General features: G+C 72.5%; 14 protein-coding genes. 7 read left to right on the top strand and 7 right to left on the bottom strand.

Annotated elements, in window-relative coordinates:
• Positions 1-10: 10 nt before the first annotated feature.
• Positions 11-1,750 carry a maltose alpha-D-glucosyltransferase gene (gene treS, locus QSK36_RS23760; RefSeq protein ID WP_285783916.1) on the bottom strand — a complete coding sequence of 580 codons (1,740 nt, stop codon included), beginning with the start codon at positions 1,748-1,750 and terminating at the stop codon, positions 11-13.
• Positions 1,751-1,961: 211 nt separating this feature from the next.
• Positions 1,962-3,650 (bottom strand): asparagine synthetase B family protein, encoded by a 1,689-nt coding sequence (locus tag QSK36_RS23755; protein ID WP_285783915.1) that lies wholly within the window; start codon positions 3,648-3,650, stop codon positions 1,962-1,964.
• A 263-nt stretch (positions 3,651-3,913) separates the two neighbouring features.
• Between QSK36_RS23755 and QSK36_RS23750 the strand changes: the two genes are divergently transcribed.
• On the top strand, positions 3,914-5,935 hold the full coding sequence (locus QSK36_RS23750; RefSeq protein WP_285783914.1) for a glycosyltransferase: 2,022 nt from the start codon (positions 3,914-3,916) through the stop codon (positions 5,933-5,935).
• Positions 5,936-5,952: 17 nt separating this feature from the next.
• Here QSK36_RS23750 and QSK36_RS23745 read toward each other — a convergent pair whose 3' ends face one another.
• The gene (locus QSK36_RS23745; protein WP_285783913.1) at positions 5,953-6,888 is read right to left on the bottom strand and encodes a zinc-binding dehydrogenase; all 936 of its coding nucleotides are present in this window, start codon (positions 6,886-6,888) and stop codon (positions 5,953-5,955) included.
• A gap of 118 nt (positions 6,889-7,006) precedes the next feature.
• On the opposite strand from QSK36_RS23745, the gene QSK36_RS23740 reads away from it, so the two are divergent.
• The 4 genes from QSK36_RS23740 to QSK36_RS23725 all read left to right on the top strand — a co-directional run bounded on the left by QSK36_RS23740 (position 7,007) and on the right by QSK36_RS23725 (position 11,297).
• Positions 7,007-7,675 carry a TetR family transcriptional regulator gene (locus QSK36_RS23740; RefSeq protein ID WP_285783912.1) on the top strand — a complete coding sequence of 223 codons (669 nt, stop codon included), beginning with the start codon at positions 7,007-7,009 and terminating at the stop codon, positions 7,673-7,675.
• Positions 7,672-8,412 carry a DALR anticodon-binding domain-containing protein gene (locus QSK36_RS23735; protein WP_285783911.1) on the top strand — a complete coding sequence of 247 codons (741 nt, stop codon included), beginning with the start codon at positions 7,672-7,674 and terminating at the stop codon, positions 8,410-8,412. The genes QSK36_RS23740 and QSK36_RS23735 overlap by 4 nt, the downstream gene beginning before the upstream one ends.
• A 128-nt stretch (positions 8,413-8,540) precedes the next feature.
• Entirely contained in the window at positions 8,541-9,947 is a 1,407-nt protein-coding gene (gene lysA, locus QSK36_RS23730; RefSeq protein ID WP_205825883.1) for a diaminopimelate decarboxylase, read from the top strand.
• Between the two features lie 42 nt (positions 9,948-9,989).
• Positions 9,990-11,297: a homoserine dehydrogenase gene (locus tag QSK36_RS23725; protein ID WP_183535362.1), complete on the top strand. Its 1,308-nt coding sequence runs from the start codon at positions 9,990-9,992 to the stop codon at positions 11,295-11,297.
• A gap of 82 nt (positions 11,298-11,379) precedes the next feature.
• Here the strand turns inward: QSK36_RS23725 and QSK36_RS23720 are convergent, their stop codons facing one another.
• Both QSK36_RS23720 and QSK36_RS23715 read right to left on the bottom strand, forming a co-directional pair.
• A complete protein-coding gene (locus QSK36_RS23720; protein WP_285783910.1) occupies positions 11,380-12,513 on the bottom strand; it encodes a Vgb family protein in 1,134 nt (377 codons plus the stop codon).
• A gap of 158 nt (positions 12,514-12,671) precedes the next feature.
• Entirely contained in the window at positions 12,672-13,262 is a 591-nt protein-coding gene (locus QSK36_RS23715; protein WP_285783909.1) for a hypothetical protein, read from the bottom strand.
• Positions 13,263-13,545: 283 nt separating this feature from the next.
• Between QSK36_RS23715 and QSK36_RS23710 the strand changes: the two genes are divergently transcribed.
• Positions 13,546-14,142 carry a hypothetical protein gene (locus QSK36_RS23710; RefSeq protein ID WP_285783908.1) on the top strand — a complete coding sequence of 199 codons (597 nt, stop codon included), beginning with the start codon at positions 13,546-13,548 and terminating at the stop codon, positions 14,140-14,142.
• Complete coding sequence (locus tag QSK36_RS23705) at positions 14,135-15,157, top strand: peptidase (RefSeq protein WP_285783907.1); 1,023 nt, start codon at positions 14,135-14,137, stop codon at positions 15,155-15,157. The genes QSK36_RS23710 and QSK36_RS23705 overlap by 8 nt, the downstream gene beginning before the upstream one ends.
• A 50-nt stretch (positions 15,158-15,207) precedes the next feature.
• Here QSK36_RS23705 and QSK36_RS23700 read toward each other — a convergent pair whose 3' ends face one another.
• Together QSK36_RS23700 and QSK36_RS23695 are read right to left on the bottom strand one after the other, a co-directional pair.
• Positions 15,208-15,570, bottom strand: coding sequence for a GntR family transcriptional regulator (locus QSK36_RS23700; protein ID WP_183535370.1), 363 nt, complete (start codon positions 15,568-15,570; stop codon positions 15,208-15,210).
• Complete coding sequence (locus QSK36_RS23695; protein ID WP_285783906.1) at positions 15,564-16,547, bottom strand: hypothetical protein; 984 nt, start codon at positions 16,545-16,547, stop codon at positions 15,564-15,566. Before QSK36_RS23695 ends, QSK36_RS23700 begins: the two co-directional genes overlap by 7 nt.
• Between the last annotated feature and the right edge of the window lie 104 nt (positions 16,548-16,651).

The following is a 16,651-nucleotide window of genomic DNA, read 5'->3' as shown; positions in this document are numbered from 1 at the left end:
GTGCGGCCCCTCAGGCGTCCGGGGACCTGCGCAGGGACAGCCAGTAGAAGCCGTAGCCCGGCAGCGTGAGCAGGTAGGGCAGGTCGCCGACCGTCGGGAAGGAGACGCCGCCCCGGCACTCGACCGGGGTGACCCCGGTGAAGCGCCGCAGGTCGAGCTCGACCGGCTGGGCGAAGCGCGACAGGTTGTTGACGCACAGGACCACGTCGTCGCCCTCCTCCCGCAGGAAGGCCAGCACACTGGGGTTCGGCGACCACAGCTCGGTGTAGTCGCCGGTGCCGAAGATCGCGTGCTCCCGCCTGATCTGCAGCATCCGCCGGGTGAAGTGCAGCAGCGACGACTCGCTCTTGGTCTGGGCCTCGACGTTGACCGACTGGTAGCCGTACACCGGGTCCATGACCACCGGCAGGTAGAGCCGGCCGGGGTCGGCCTCGGAGAACCCGGCGTTGCGGTCCGGGGTCCACTGCATAGGCGTGCGGACCGCGTCGCGGTCCTCCAGCCAGATGTTGTCGCCCATGCCGATCTCGTCGCCGTAGTACATGACCGGCGAGCCCGGCATGCTGAGCAGCAGCGCGGTGAACAGCTCGATCTGGTCCCTGTCGTTCTCCAGCAGGGGGGCCAGGCGCCGCCGGATGCCGAGGTAGGCACGCATGCGCGGGTCCTTGGCGTACTCGGCGTGCATGTAGTCGCGCTCTTCCTCGGTCACCGTCTCGAGCGTCAGCTCGTCGTGGTTGCGGAGGAAGATGCCCCACTGGGCGCTCTCCGGCAGCTTCGGCGTACGCGACATGATCTCGGAGATCGGCTCGCGGCTCTGCCGGCGCACGGCCATGAAGATGCGCGGCATCAGCGGGAAGTGGAAGGCCATGTGGCACTCGTCGCCGCCCACGGTGGGGTCGCCGAAGTACTCGACCACGTCCTCGGGCCAGCCGTTGGCCTCGGCGAGCAGCACCCGGTCGGGGTAGAGCCGGTCCACCTCGGCGCGGACCCTCTTGAGGTAGTCGTGCGTCTCCGGCAGTCCGGCGCAGGAGGTGCCCTCGCGCTCGAACAGGTAGGGCACCGCGTCCAGCCGGAAGCCGTCGACGCCCAGGTCGAGCCAGAAGCGGATGACCTCCATCATCGCGTCCTGGACGGCCGGGTTGTCGTAGTTCAGGTCGGGCTGGTGGTGGAAGAACCGGTGCCAGTAGTACTGCTTGCGCACCGGGTCGTACGTCCAGTTCGACTCCTCGGAGCCCACGAAGACGATGGGAACGCCCGAGTATTTGTCCGGGTCGTCCGACCAGACGTAGAAGTCTCCGTACGGACCGTCCGGGTCGGTGCGGGACGCCTGGAACCACGGGTGCTGGTCGCTGGTGTGGTTCATGACCAGGTCGGTGATGACCCGCAGGCCGCGCTCGTGCGCGGCCTCGATCAGCTTCACGAAGTCGCCGAGGTCGCCGAACTCCGGAAGGATCTTGAGGTAGTCGGAGATGTCGTAGCCGCCGTCCTTGAGCGGGGACTCGTAGAGCGGCAGCAGCCAGAGGCAGTCGACCCCGAGCCAGTTGAGGTAGTCGAGCTTCTCGATCAGCCCGCGCAGGTCGCCGGTGCCGTCGCCGTTGGAATCCTTGAAGCCGCGGACCAGTACCTCGTAGAAGACCGCGCGCTTGTACCAGCGTGGGTCCTGGGAGGTGAAATCGGTGATCTCCGGGAGATCGCCGGTAGTGGCGCCGAACGACCCGGGAACCGGGTCAGGGCAGGGCGCAGCAGCGTTCATCTGGTTCTCGCTTGAGGAAAGAAGGAGCGTGTTGTCAGGTCACACCCGAGCTTTGAAGCTCTCGCCACGATGTTTGGCTCTATTTGACCAAAACTACCACTAGAAGTGGCCTGACCGAAAAGGCTGACGCCGGTCTGACATGCAGTTTTTACCTGTTTTCAGGTGATCACGGACTGCTACCGCACACACGCGCCCCAGGACTGTGCGGGGGCTACCCTCCCGACTGCGCAGGCCAGGGCGGGGTGAGGTCGCCGAGCACGTCCTCGTAGTCGGCCAGCCAGGCCCCGAACGCCACCAGGGCGCGCAGCCAGAACCGCGAGTTCCACGACCCGAAGGCGGTCAGCGCGTCCGGCCCGCCGGCGATCGAGTCCAGCATCTGGGGCGACATCAGCCCGGGGATCTCCGCGGCCTTGACCAGCATCCGATGGTTCCACTCGCGGGCGACCGGCCCGTTCGAGCGCAACGGCACCCGGCGGTTCGGCAACAGCGGGGTGTTGGTCGAGGGCAGCGCCGCCACGCGGGGGTTGGCGGCCCGGAGGACCTCCCGGTAGAACTTGCCGCCCTCCTTGCGGGCGACCGGCACCGACAGCGCCGCGTCGAAGAACTCCGGGTGCAGGAACGGGAAGACCGGGGTCGCCTCGGGGCCGACGAGGTTGACCGGGGACCGGGCGATGCCCCGCACGGTCCGGGTGTGGAGCACGCTCAACGGCAGCTCGGCCCGGTGCCCGTGCAGCATCGAGGTCGCCCGGGTGAACGCCGTAAGGACCCGGTCGCCCATCCACGCGGCGGCGGCCTCGCCGAGCACGGGGATGTGGGCGTCGCCGGTCGCCAGCGCCTTCAGCAGCGCCTCGCGGCGGGACGCGCCCGTCCCCGCGCCCACGGCGTCCGCCGTGATCAGGAAGTTCTTCATCAGCGGGCCGCCCGCCAGGCCGTCCACCAGCGCCCGGCCGGCGCCGTGCACCTCCCGGGCGAAGGGGGAGTACCACGCGTGGTGGCTGGTGAGGAACTCCAGGCGCCGGGCCGCCCACAGCGCCTCCTGCGGGTAGGCGGCCGGGTCCTGCGGCATGATCCGGTGGGGGATGCCCAGCTCGCGGGTGATGTAGCGGGCGAAGTCGATGTCGTTGTCCAGCCCGTCGTCGGGGCTGGTGGTCCACGACTCGACGTCCATCTTCCTGTCCACCGCCACGCTGGCCAGCAGCCGCGAGTCGTACCCGCCGCTCACCGGCACCAGCACCCGCTCGTACGGCTTGAGCGCGTCGTGCAGCAGCGCGACCAGGTCGCCGCCCGTCACGCCCCGGTCCACCGGCTCCTCCCGCACCCAGCGCGGGGCCCGCCGGTCGGCCCGCAGCCTGCGCTCGCGCCGCGACCAGGTCAGCGCGGTCGCGCCGGGCAGGCGCCGGATCTGGCGGTAGGGCGTGTCCTCAAGCAGCGGGTAGGTCAGCGTGAGGATCGCCGCCCACGCCTCCCAGTTCACCTCGTAGGGCCGCCGGGCCAGCGCGAGGAGCGGCTCGATCAGCGAGGAGAAGTAGACGGCGTCGCCGTCCTGGAGGTAGTAGACGTCGACCAGGCCGAGACCGCCCGTGTGCAGGCTCACCGTGTCAGGCTCGTCCACCAGGCCCGGGGTCTCGTACGTCTCCGCGACGCGCAGCCAGGCGTTCGCCCGGGGCTCGCCCCCGGTCTCCGGCCGCCGGCCGCCCCACGCGTACGCGGTCGCCCGGGCTCCCGTGGCGTACGGTGCCAGGGCGGCCGACGCGAGCAGCGCGGCCTCCGGAGCGGTGTGCACGGCCTGGACGGCCGGCCCCGACCGTGCCAGCAGGTCGAGCGTTGCCTGCTCGAAGGGCCCGACGGCCCCGCAGACGTACGGTCTGGCCTGGAATCGCGGCCACTCACCCTTGCGCACGGTTTGCCCTCCCTTGAACCGCAGCCGAGTCTACGGACCCCCGCGCCTCCGCGTCGTCCGCCACCGGGGTGCGGTCCTGCTCCGGGCTGACTTGCCTCCTGGAGGGGCTGGAATCGGACACTGAGCCGGGCGGCCGGGGTGTCGGTCGCCGGGGGGATGTGGCGGAAGGGGTGGACGAGGTCTCGGCTCTGCCTGAGAGCGATCAGGGCGTTCTGCGAATATTGTGACTCTGGTCCTGAAGGTCTACCGCGGAGTCACCCCCTATGAGCGAGGTAAGCGAGCCGGCAGCCGGACAACCCGAGCGGAGCGACCCGGCGGCGCTGCGGCAGGCGCTGGCGGAGGCGGTGGAGCGGGCCTCCGGCGCGGCGGAGCTCGCCCGGCTGATCACCGACTACCAGCGGCGGCTGGAGGAGGTGGCGCGCTCGGAGGCCGAGGCCCTGACCAAGATGCGTGAGGCCGAGGCGCGGCTGAAGACGGTCGAGCGGCAGAACGCGCAGCTCGCCAAGCAGCTCGCGGAGCAGAAGTACCAGACCGAGGTCGCCAACTGGAAGCTCGCCTCGCTCCAGGAGAGCCGGTGGAGCAAACTCGGCGACGCGATCCACAGCAAGAACCCCGGCTCGGTGGCCAGGACGCTCAAGGCGCCGATCAGGAAGCGCCCCGCGCCCAAGCGCTCGGACTTCAAGCCCGAGGTCCCCGCCGTCCCCGAGGTGAAGGCGGCCCCCGCCGCGCCCGAGCCCAGGGCCCCGCAGGTCTCCGCGCCGCTCGCCGAGTCGTTCGTGGTCCCCAAGGGCCCGACGGCCCGGCCGTACATGACGGTCGCCGCGATCGTGGACCGGCAGACCGAGGCGCTGCTGCGGTACGAGTGGCGGCTGGTGACCAACTTCGGCCCGGACAACTGGGAGGCCATGCTCGACCAGCAGCGGCCGCACGTGCTGTTCGTCGAGTCCGTACGGCCCGGCCCCCGGCAGGGCAACGGCGGGCGCTGGCTGGAGGCGCTGGCCGGGGAGACGCGGGCGCTGCGCGACCTGGTGGCGGCCTGCCACAAGCGGGGGGTCAAGACGGTCTTCTGGCACTCCGGCGGCGCGGTGTCGCGGGCGTTTCCGGCGGCCGAGCACTTCGAGTACGTGCTGGCCACCACCGAGGCCCGGGCCCGCGAGTGGCGCTCGGCGCTGCGGCACGACCGGGTCGGCGTGCTCCCGCACGCGATCCAGCCCCGCGTGCACAACCCCATCCCCGCCGAGGGCGGCAGGACCGGGGAGATCGTCACCCTCGGCACGGTCACCCCTCCGGCCGGCGGCGCGGCCTGGCAGCCGCTGGCGGGGCAGGACGACGACACGACGGCGTACGACGACGTGCTGACGGCCTACCGGCAGCCGGCCCTGGTGATCGCGGGCGCCGACGCCGAGCCGAGGGTGATAGGGGAGGTCGCGGCCTGCGGCACCCCGGTGCTCCAGGTGCGGGCCGGGGCAAAGGGCGAGGAGATCCTCGCGGCGGCCGAGATCCTCATGGCCGACCCCGGACGGCTGGCCAGGGAGGCCCATCTCGCCTGGCGGGCCCGCGCCGGCGTCACCCCGCTGCTCGACCCGGTCCTCGACACCCTCGGCGTGCCGAGCGTGCGGAACAGCGGCGTGATCACGGCGATCACCGCCGTCTCGGACCCGGCGGAGCTGGACCGCCTGCTCGCCCAGGTCACCCGCCAGGTCGAACGGCCCGGCCAGCTCGTGATCGTGTCGGACGGCCTGGACGCGGGCCTGGTGGACAAGACGGTCCGCCAGGCGTGCCCGGACCTCGACGTCGTGGTCCGCGCCACGCAGGAGCCGGTCACCCGGGGCGCCGCCCTCGACCGCGCGATCAGGCTCGCCGACGGCGACTACGTGGCCGTGCTCGACGCCAGGGACCTGTACGGCGAGCACTACCTGGCCGACCTCGTGCGGCACTTCGCCTCCACCGACGCCGAGGTGCTGGGGAAGGCGTCGTTCTACGCCCACCTGCCGGAGACCGGCGCGACCCTGCTGCGCCAGCCGGGGGCCGAGCACCGGTTCCTGCCCGAGGTGGCCGGCGGCACCGTGCTGGCCCGCCGCCAGGTCCTCACCGACCTCGGCTTCGCCGACGTCTCCGAGGAGTGGGGCGAGGTCCTGATGCGGCAGTGCCGTACGGACGGGGTGCGGGTCTACTCGGCCGACCGGTACTCCTACGTCTGCGTCCGCGACTCGGCGGAGGGCTCGCTGCTCGGCTCGGCGCGCATGGAGGGATACGTCCCGGCCGAGCCCCTCGCCCTGCTTTAGGCCACGGGGCCGAGGCTTCAGACCACGGGGCCGAGGTCGAGCACGGCCTTGCCGTGGAGGCGGCGGCCGAGAAGGAGCGCCACCGCCTCCTGCGCCTTCTCCCAGCCGCCGCGCCAGGAGATCCCCGGATCGAGACGGCCGGACGCGACCTGCCCGGCGAGCCAGGTCAGGTCGGGAGCCAGCCCGCCGCAGGCGAGCAGGAAGAACGTGACCATCGAACGGTCATGACCCTGGTCGCCGGAGAGCGCGCCGAACGGGAAGGTCTCCGGCTCGCCGGTCACATGCCCGACGGCCACCAGCGTGCCGCCCTCGGCCAGCCTGTCGTACGCCTCCACGAGGGTGGGCCCGCCCACCATGTCGAGCACGCCGTGCACCGGGTCGCCGAGGGCGGACGGCCGGTCCACCACCTCGTGCGCGCCGAGCGCCCGCAGGCCGTCGCCGTGCGCCGCGAGGTCGCCGGTGGACGCGACCACATGGGCCCCGCCGAGCCGGGCCAGTTGCACGGCGTACCTGCCGACCCCGCCGGTGGCGCCGGTGACCAGCACCCTCCTGCCGAGGATGGGGCCGAGCCGGTGCAGGGCGCGCAGCGCGCTGGTGGCGGCCACCGGGATCGTGCTGACGGCGCCGAGATCGGCGTTCTCCGGGAGCGTGCCGATATAAGAGGTGTCCACGGCCCGGTACTCCGCCCACGCGCCGTCGACGCCAAGCGTCACCACGGGGGTTCCCGCGGCGGGACCGGACCCGTCCGCGGCGGCCTGTTCGACCACCCCGGCCGCGTCCCATCCCGGGACGGCGCCCTCAGGGGCGTTCTCGATGCCGAAACTGACCTCGCCGTAGTTGAGCGAGGTCGCGGTCACCCGCACCAGCGCCTGATGCGGGGCGGGCTCGGGGTCCGGAGCCTCACCGAGCCTCAGGCCGGCGGGCGCGGACCGGTCGACGAGCAGAGCACGCATGGGGAGTCTCCTCCTGAAAAAGTGCCACTCGGTGGCAGAATCGCCGAGGCCGCCCACTATGCCACTCGGTGGCACATGCCATCAAGGCGCATCTCGGGCCGGAGCTAGACTGGCCGCGATGACCACCACAGCCGTCCCGGCCGACGAGCTCCCGCTGCGTGAGCGCAAGAAGCTGCGCACCCGCCGGGCGTTGGTCGACGCGGCCCTGGAACTGTTCACCGAGCGGGGTTTCGAGGCGACGACCCTCGACGATCTGTGCGCGGCCGTGGAGATCTCCAAGCGCACCTTCTTCCGCAACTTCGGCAGCAAGGAAGACGTCGCGCTGACGCCCACGCAGGACATGTGGGCGGCGTTCCTCGACGAACTGGAGCGGTTCGAGCCCGACGCCGGACGCCCCGTCATCGAGGTGGTGCAGGACTGCCTGCTCGCCGCCGTCGGCCGGATGACCGCCGACGGCTGGGCGCGCCAGGTCAGGCTCAGCGAGCGGCTGGCCGCGCGCACCCCCTCGATGGGGGCGCACGGCCTGCACTTCTGCGACCGCACCACCCGTGAGGCGCTCGCGATCCTGGGCCGCCGTCTCGACCTGGACGGCGTGGACGGACTGCGGACGAGGCTCGTGCTCGACCTGCTCGTCGCGGCCTGGCACGGCGCTCTCGAGTCCTGGACGTCCAGGCCGGGCGAGCCCACGTCCGCGGATCTGGCCGCGTGCCTGCGTGAGGCGTTCGCCGCGATCCCCGGGTGCCTCACGCTGACCGCCGCGCCCAAGGACGGCCCGGCCGCGCCATGATCATGGAGGCGCTCCGCGGCGTCCTCGGCGCGCCGCCGGTGCCGCAGGGGTCGTGGGAGCGGGAGGCGCGGTTCGTCTCCACCGCGGCGCTGCGGAGGGCGGCCGAACCCGCGGCCGAACCCGCGGCCGAACCCGCGGCCGAACCCGCGGCCGAGGTGGCGGAGCGGCTGGCCGTACGGCTGCGCGCGGTGCCGGGGGTGCGGCACGTGGACGTGCGGCCCAACGGCTTCCTGGTCATCGGGATCGCCGCGCCGGGAGAGATCGTCCACGACATCCTCGCCGCCCCGCTCGCCGTGTCCCCGCCGGAGACCGGCCCGGAGACGGGCTCCGCGACGCCGTGGCCCGACTTTCCCCGTACGTGGGACAACCCGGGCTTCGCCGTGCGGTACGCGTACGTGCGGGCGGGTGCAGTGCAGCGGTGGGCGCGCGACCTCGGCGTGCCGGCCGGTGGGGCGGCACGGCCCGAGCTCCTCGACGGCCCGTTCGACCGGGCCGTGCTGCGGGTCCTGGCCGAACTGCCGAGCAGGAGGGACAGCCGCGATCCGGGATGGGCGGCATACCTCGAACGGCTGGCCGAGGTCTACCACACCGCCGTCGAGCGCGCGTCCCCGATCCCCAGGGGCGACGAGGCGCCGGCGGAGGTGCACACGGCCCGGGTGCGGATGGGGGAGGCGGTGCGCCGGGTGCTCGGAGAGGGACTGGCGGAGCTCGGCGTCGCCCCGCCCGGCAAAATCTGAACAAAACCATCGGTTGGCTGAAAGTGCTGTCGCCGATGACCTGCGGATGTGAATATCTTCCGTCGAGGCCGTCTCGCAGGGTGAACAGCGGGCGCGAGTGAATCGCCGGGTCGGCTAGCCTCGTTCGGGTGAGTCGATTCGCCCACCCCGCCGGCGACCTGCACGCCGCCTCAACGATCGTCGCCGTGACCGCCGGACTGCCCGAGGAGCGTCCGCATCACGTGCCCGCCGACCTCAACGCGCTCGAACCGGCCATCTGGCCGCGAACGTCCGGCCGGGCCGACGGCGCCGTCACGATCGGCGGAATCGATGTGCGCGACCTGGCGAAGGAGTTCGGCACGCCTCTGTACGTCATCGACGAGGAGGACTTCCGCTCACGCTGCCGCGAGTACCGGTCCGCCTTCCACGACGGCGAGGTCCACTACGCCGCCAAGGCGTTCCTGTGCCGCGAGGTCGCCCGCTGGATCGACCAGGAGGGCCTCGGCCTCGACGTGTGCAGCGCCGGTGAGCTCGCCGTGGCGCTCAGCGTGGGCTTCCCGCCCGAGCGGATCACGATGCACGGCAACAACAAGTCGCTCGCCGAGCTGGAGAAGGCCGTCCAGGCCGGCGTGGGCCACATCGTGGTCGACTCGTACGAGGAGATCGCCCGCCTCGGCTTCCTCGCCGACGAGCACGGCGTGCGGCCGAAGGTGATGATCCGGGTGACCGTGGGCGTCGAGGCGCACACCCACGAGTTCATCGCGACCGCTCACGACGACCAGAAGTTCGGCCTGTCGCTGAGCAGCGGCGCCGCGGCCGAGGCGGTGCGGCGCATCCTCGCGCTGCCGCAGCTCGAACTGGTCGGCCTGCACTCCCACATCGGGTCGCAGATCACCGACACCGGCGGTTTCGAGGTCGCGGCCCGCCGCCTGGCCCGGCTGCTGGTCGAGATCAAGGAGGAGCACGACGTGGTGCTCCCCGAGCTGGACCTCGGCGGCGGATACGGCATCCCGTACGTCGTGGGCGACGACTCCCTGGACGTCAAGGTCATCGCGGACGGCCTGCGGGAGATCGTCACGAAGGTGTGCGAGTCGGCCGGGCTGCCGGTGCCGCGCCTCACGGTCGAGCCGGGCCGGTCGATCGCCGGAGTGTCCGGCGTGACCCTGTACGAGGCCGGTACGGTCAAGGACGTGGAGGGCCTGCGCACCTACGTGAGCGTCGACGGCGGCATGAGCGACAACATCCGCACGGCCCTGTACGGCGCCGAGTACACGGCCGTGCTCGCCTCCCGCGTGAGCCAGGCGGCGCCGATGCTGTCGCGCCTGGTCGGCAAGCACTGCGAGAGCGGCGACATGGTCGTGCGCGACCTGTACCTGCCGGGCGACCTGGCCCCCGGCGACCTGATCGCCGTCGCCGGCACCGGGGCCTACTGCCGGTCGCTGGCCAACAACTACAACTATCTGCCCAAGCCCGCCGTCGTCGCGGTGTCCAACGGCCAGGCGCGGGTCATCATCCGCAGAGAGACCGAGGACGACCTGCTCAGGGGGCAGCTGTGACAGGCCGTCCCGGACAGTCCGGCGGCGAAGCGAGGAGGGGTCGTGAGTAAAGCCAAACCGGCGCTCAGGGTCGCGCTGCTGGGCTGCGGCGTCGTCGGGTCGCAGGTCGTGCGTTTGCTCCACGAACAGGCCGGCGACCTGGCCGCCCGCGTCGGCGCCCCGCTTGAGCTGGCCGGCGTCGCCGTACGCAGAATGGGCCGCAAGCGGGACACCGACGTGGACCCCGCCCTGCTCACGACCGACGCGGAGGCCCTGGTCACCCGCGACGACGTGGACATCGTCGTCGAGGTGATCGGCGGCATCGAGCCGGCCCGGTCGCTGATCCTCGCCGCGATGGCGCACGGCAAGTCCGTGGTGAGCGCAAACAAGGCGCTGCTGGCCGAGGACGGCGCCACGATCCACCGGGCCGCCCGCGAGAACGGCGCCGATCTGTACTTCGAGGCGAGCGTCGCCGGGGCGATCCCGCTGCTGCGCCCGCTGCGCGAGTCGCTGGCCGGCGACCGGGTGCGCCGTGTGCTGGGCATCGTCAACGGCACCACCAACTACATCCTCGACAAGATGGACTCCACCGGCGCCTCGTTCAACGACGCGCTGGAGGAGGCCCAGGCGCTCGGGTACGCCGAGGCCGACCCCACGGCCGACGTCGAGGGCTTCGACGCCGCCGCCAAGGCGGCGATCCTGGCCGGCATCGCCTTCCACAGCCGGGTGACGGCCGCCGACGTGCACCGCGAGGGCATCACGGAGATCACCGCGGCCGACGTGGCCTCGGCCAAGGGCATGGGGTACGTCATCAAGCTGCTGGCCATCTGCGCCCGCTCCGACGACGGCCGGTCGGTCGGCGTCCGGGTGCACCCCGCCATGATCCCGAGGTCGCACCCCCTGGCCGGTGTGCGCGAGGCGTACAACGCCGTCTTCGTGGAGGCGGAGTCGGCCGGGCGGCTGATGTTCTACGGCGCGGGCGCGGGCGGCGCGCCCACCGCCAGCGCCGTGCTGGGCGACATCGTCGCCGTGGCGCGCAACCGCCTCGCCGGCACCCGCGGGCCGGAGGAGTCGACGTACGCCGACCTCAAGGTCCACCCGATGGGCGACAGCGTCACCCGCTACCACGTGTCGCTGGACGTCGCGGACAAGCCCGGTGTGCTCGCCCGGGTGGCCGAGATCTTCGCCGGCCACGACGTGTCGATCCAGACGGTGCGGCAGGAGGGCCGCGGCGACGACGCCCAGCTCGTGCTGGTGACCCACCGGGCCAGCGACGCCGCCCTGTCGGGCACGATCAAGGACCTGCGCGACCTGAACATCGTCCGCGCGGTCGCGAGCGTCATGCGGGTCGAGGGCGACGACACGCCCTGACGCCGAGGGCGGCGGCTTCGTCTGACGTAGAAGGCACTCCCGTATGCTCTACCCGGGAGTGCCCGCTGCCGCATCGGTCGAGCTAGAGGGCGACCTTCGCGATCTGGTCGACGTAGTTCTCGGTGAGCCAGACGTTGTCGTCGGGCCCGCTGGTGATGTCGAAGGGCCCGGCGAGACTGGTCGGCATGTTGTACTCGATGACGATTCCCGAGGTGGTGACGCTGGCCGCCGCGTTCCCGAGTTGCTCGGTCACCCACAGCCTGCCGTCGGAGCCGCTGGTGATGCCCCACGGGAAGGCGTTGGGGTCGTCCAGTGAGTATTCGGTGAAGTCGCCGTCCGTGGTGACGGAGCCGACCTTCCCGTTGGCGTCGGCGTACCACACGTTGTCGTCCGGCCCGGTGGTGATCCCTATGGGCGTCGCCCCCGAGGAGGGGATGGCGAACTCGGTGATGTCCCCGTCCGGGGTGATCTGGCCGATCTTGCCGACGAACGATTCGGTGAACCACAGGTTGCCGTCGGGCCCGGCCGTGATCCGCATCGGGTAGGCGTCGGCGGTCGGCAGGGCGTACTCCGTGATGGTCCCCGAGGTGGTGATCCGGCCGATCTTGTTGCCGATCGTCTCGACGAACCACAGGGCGCCGTCGGGGCCCGCGGTGATGCCCCAGGGGTAGGACCCCGCGTTGGGCAGCGCGTACTCCGTGATGACACCGGAGGTGGTGATCCGGCCGATCTTGTCGCCGGTCGCCTCGGTGAACCACAGGGCGCCGTCCGGTCCGGTGGTGATGTGCCCCGGCTCGGCGTCGTCGGTCGGCACGGCGAACTCGGTGAAGTCGCCGCCGGTGGTGACGCGTCCGATGTTGCCGGCGTAGTTCTCCGTGAACCACAGCGCGCCGTCGGGACCCGAGGTGATGCCGACGGGCCCGGACGTATGGGTCGGGGTGTCCATCTCCGAGACCGTGGGAACCCGCGCCGCGTCGCCGGAGCCGGACGACCTGGCGAGCGGGCGCGGCCGGTGGACGGGACACCGCATGTGCCGGTGCTCCGGCATCCGCTTCAGCTTCTGGCAGATCCGCACCCATGGCGGTGGCGGCTTCGGACGCTCGCCCGGCCCGGCGGCGGCACCGGCGGGCAGGCCGGTGAACAGGGGCGCGGCCGTCGCCAGGGCCAGCGCCATCGCCGCGAGCGGGCGGCGGAGGTGTCGTGAGAAGCGGGGCATGGCATCCCTTCGGCTGAGGAGCGACACGAGACACCGGATCGGAAGCCGCGCCGCCGGCCCGGCGGGCCTCACTATGGCCGACCTGCCTGACCGGCCGCCGACCCGCCGCGTCCGTGGCGGGTCACGAGACCGCCAACTCCTGTGCGGAGCGGGGACGGTCAGGCGACCGAGTGCGTGATGGTCCCGGTGTAGACACCGGCGGCCGCGTTGGACGGGATGGTGATGACCACGGTGGGCTGCCAGCTCGTCGACATCGGCGTCGCCTGCTTGCGCCCGCTGAACGCGGTGACCGGCGAGGTGAGGGCCACCCGGCTGGCCGCGGTGGGCTGACCGGGGTTGCGGGTGCCCACCCCGGACGACGCGGTGACCGGTCCCGACCAGTAGAAGACGTTCGCCGTCGTGATCGTCTGCGTGGGGGTGCCGCTGCCGGTGGTGAAGTTCGTGGCGGACACGGTCGCCGTCCAGGGAGGGATTCCTCCCCTGGAGTCGGCCACGGTCACCGTGCCCATGGAAGCGCTGATCGTGCCGCCCTGCGCGACGCTGCCGAGGTTCGCCGAGCCGGGCACGGTGATCGTCAGCGGGTCGGCCCGCAGGGGGACCAGCACCGTTCCCGTGTCGGCCCGCGCCGCCGGCGCGAGGCCGGGCACGGCGGACAGCGAGGCGGACAGCGCGGCGGGCAGCGCGACCGGCGCAGCGATCGACGCGACCAGCGTCGCCGTCACGATCACGCCCGCACCGACCTGCCGCATGTGTGGCCTTCCTCGTCGCCCTGCCGTCGTTCCGCCGCCACGCGGCCGATCTCGCCCGTGAACGACCCACGGCAGGTTAGGGCGCCGAAGCGGCGTCCGGCCGTCGCCACGCCGAGACCAGCCGTAACCGTGGACATCGGGCCGCACGTCTCCGCCGGTCGTCATCTGATCACAAAGGGTCTCCAGACGTCGGCGGAAGAACCGTGTCGTAGGCCCCCGACCGGCCAGGATGTCACCGACCGCGGCCCGGACGGGGCATCGCATCGAGGGAGGAGATCGGCAGATGGGCAAGAGGAGTGTCGCCGCACCGTCGGCGGGTGCCGCGGGACTGGCGCTGGTCGCGGCGCTGACGATGACGCCGGCGGCGCAGCCCGCTCTGGCGGGCACGTGCCCCGCCTCCACCACCTGCCCCACGACCGTCACCTTCACCGTCAACGCCCCCGACGGTCTGACGATCACCGTGCCCGAAAGTCCCGTCAACATCGGCAGCGGCGCGCCGGGAGGCCAGATCAGCGGCTTCCTGGGCCCGGTGACGGTGTCCGACCAGCGCGCGGTGCTCACCGCGACGTGGGTGGCCACGGTGTCGGCCGCCGTGGGGGGCTTCACCACCGGCGGCGGCACCGCTGCGGAGACCGTGCCCAACACCGAGGTCCTCTACTGGTCCGGTCCGGCGACGGCCACCACCGGCACCGGCACGTTCGTGCCGGGGCAGGTGGACGCGGCGGCCGCCCAGTCGCTCGACGTGTCGCGCACCGCGTTCAGCAAGACGAGCGGCTCCGGCGACAACTCCGCCACATGGGACCCGACCATCGTCGTCAACGTCCCCGCCCAGGCCGTGGCGGGCACCTACACCGGCACGGTGAACCACTCCGTTGCCTGACCGCTCGGCCCGCAGGGCCATCGCCTCCGGCCTGTTCGCGATCGTGCTGCACACGGCGGTCGTCGCACCGGCGGCCGCCGCCGGCGACCCGCACCGGCACCGCCCGGAGAGGTTCGGCATCCGGCTGCTGGAGATTCCCGAGAACCGCCTGGACGATCCGCGCTCGCACGCGTTCATCGTCGACCACGTGAATCCCGGCACCACGTTCACCCGGCGTCTCGAGGTCTTCAGCACCTCGCCGGTGCGGCAGCACGTGAACGTGTATCCCGCCGCGGCCCGGGTCGGCGACGAGGGCTTCACGTTCGCCCCCGCGCGCACCGGCAACGAGCTGACCTCATGGATCACGCTCGACCGGACGGCGGTGGACCTGCCGCCGCACGGCCACGTCCCGGTGACGGCCACCGTAGCGGTGCCGCCCACGGCTTCCAAGGGCGAGCGTTACGCCGTCATCTGGGCGGAGATCTCCTCGGCCTCGCCCGGCCCGTCGGGCAACGTCGCGCTCGTCAACCGGATCGGCGTCCGCACCTACCTGGACGTGGGCCCAGGCGGCGAACCGCCGACGAGCTTCCGGATCGGCGAGGTGACCGCCGGGCGCACCGACGGCGGGCAGCCGCGGCTGGTGGCCGAGGTCGGCAACACGGGGGAGCGCGCCGTCGACCTGGAGGGCGAGGTGCGGCTGTCGGAGGGGCCGAGCGCGCTCAGCGCCGGGCCGTTCCGCAGCACCCGCGCCACCACCCTGCCTCCCGGCGGCCACGGTCAGGTGACCGTGCTGCTGGGCCACGACCTGCCCGCCGGGCCCTGGAGGTTCCGGCTCACCCTGCGCAGCGGCCGCGTCAGCCGTACGGCCGGCGGGACGATCACCTTCCCCCCGGCCGGAGAACGGGCCGTGGCGGAGGGCGACCCCAGTGTGCCGGTCCTCGCGGCCTGCGCCGCCGCGGCCCTCGCCGCCGCGGTCCTCCTGGTCGTGAACCTGCGCCGGTTCCGCCGCCGCCCCCTGGACGGCGAGGCGGCCTGACCCGCGCACCGGCCCGGCCCGTACGGACACCACACCCGGCGAGGGGCGGATCAGCGCTCCGCCAGAGCCCTGCGGACCGCGTCGAGGGCCTCCTCCTCGGAGGCCCCGAGGTGTCGCACGGCGCCGGCGAACTCCTCGGCGGCCTCGCGCAGGCGCAGGCGACCGCCCTGCGCGGCGAGATCGGTGATCGTCGCCGCGCGACCCCGGCGCAGTTCTACCAGGCCCTCGTCGCGCAGTTGCTGGTAGCCGCGCAGCACGGTGTGCAGGTTGATGCCGAGCGCCGCCGCGACGGCGCGCGCCGACGGCAGTTTGTCGCCGGGGACGGCCGTGCCCCTGGCGACCGCCGCGCGCACCGAGGCCGCCACCTGGTCGGCCAGGGGCTGAGCGGAGGACGGATCGACGACGATCAGCACTCGGCGGCTCCCCTGACACGGGCGAGGGACGCGTTCACCAGCGCGGCGGCCGTATCGGCGTTCCGGGTCGAGTACAGGAACTCCCGGCCGTCGGTGAGCCGGAGGGCCAGCACCGGACCACGGCCGCTCACGTATCCCCATCCTCTGCTACTGCCGATCATGCCGAGTCCCCTGCCGGACGCCTCCGTCCGCACCGAGGCGAAGAGCACCGTGTCGTATGGCACGGCCCGCCGCAGGCCGCCGAGCCAGGGCAGGCTCACCTCCACGCCGCTGCCGTCGATGCGGAGCCGGGTGCGCGCCGAGAGGACCGCGATGAGCCCCATCAGCGCCATCAGCGTCGCCCCCTGCCAGGAGCGTGAGAGGTTGAAGAGCCCGAACCAGCCGAAGGCGAGCATCGCGGCCCCCTGCAGGAGGGAACGCGGATACCAGGCGGACACCGCGTAGACGGCCCGCTGGGCCGGCGCGAGCGGCAGCAGGGGCACCCCGGGGGGCGGTGCGGTGCGCGCGCCGGGCGCAGGCGGCAGGGGACCCGACAGCCACCAGCCCGCGGCGCCTCCGAGAAGGGTAAGACCGATTTCGGCCGGAACCTCCCACGCCGGCGGGGCCGCGGGCCGCGCGGAGTCGATCAATGCCGTCACCGCGACACCGTTTCCCGCCGCCATCGGGACGCTCGTGGCGACGGAGCACGTGACCAACCAGCGCTGCAACTCGGGCCAGCGCCAGTAGTGCGTGAACGCGGCGAGGAACACCACCTCGAAGACCCCTGCGGAGAGGGCGACCAACCTCAGCCACTGACCCCATCCAGACGCGTACCGCGGCTCCCAAGCGGAGACGTAGGCCCGGTCGGGCAGCCGGTCCCGGAAGACGGCGAAGAGCAGCAGGAGAAAGAGGAGGGCGAGAAGGGGTGGCATGGCGGTCAGGACCAGGCGGCGCGGCCGGCCGGGTCGCGCGGCGTCGTACTGGGGGGAGTCGTACACGAGCCACCTCCCAAACTGTTTGCATGTCACCATAACAAGCAAACAGTTCCGCGAGGAGTCCCCACGGAGATCTCGTACGGTGGAGCCCGGCATGTCCGGAAGCG

This window comes from Microbispora sp. NBRC 16548 (genome assembly GCF_030268985.1).
Classification (GTDB): Bacteria; Actinomycetota; Actinomycetes; order Streptosporangiales; family Streptosporangiaceae; genus Microbispora; species Microbispora catharanthi.
Note: the sequence above shows the minus strand (reverse complement) of the source record. Positions and strands in the feature narration are given on the sequence as shown.

Coding starts and splice junctions, on each gene's coding strand:
- QSK36_RS23735 (WP_285783911.1), top strand. CDS start 7,672: ATGATCATGGAGGCGCTCCGCGGCGTCCTCGGCGCGCCGCCGGTGCCG.
- QSK36_RS23715 (WP_285783909.1), bottom strand. CDS start 13,262: ATGCGGCAGGTCGGTGCGGGCGTGATCGTGACGGCGACGCTGGTCGCG.
- QSK36_RS23745 (WP_285783913.1), bottom strand. CDS start 6,888: ATGCGTGCTCTGCTCGTCGACCGGTCCGCGCCCGCCGGCCTGAGGCTC.
- QSK36_RS23750 (WP_285783914.1), top strand. CDS start 3,914: ATGAGCGAGGTAAGCGAGCCGGCAGCCGGACAACCCGAGCGGAGCGAC.
- QSK36_RS23710 (WP_285783908.1), top strand. CDS start 13,546: ATGGGCAAGAGGAGTGTCGCCGCACCGTCGGCGGGTGCCGCGGGACTG.
- QSK36_RS23740 (WP_285783912.1), top strand. CDS start 7,007: ATGACCACCACAGCCGTCCCGGCCGACGAGCTCCCGCTGCGTGAGCGC.
- treS (WP_285783916.1), bottom strand. CDS start 1,750: ATGAACGCTGCTGCGCCCTGCCCTGACCCGGTTCCCGGGTCGTTCGGC.
- QSK36_RS23720 (WP_285783910.1), bottom strand. CDS start 12,513: ATGCCCCGCTTCTCACGACACCTCCGCCGCCCGCTCGCGGCGATGGCG.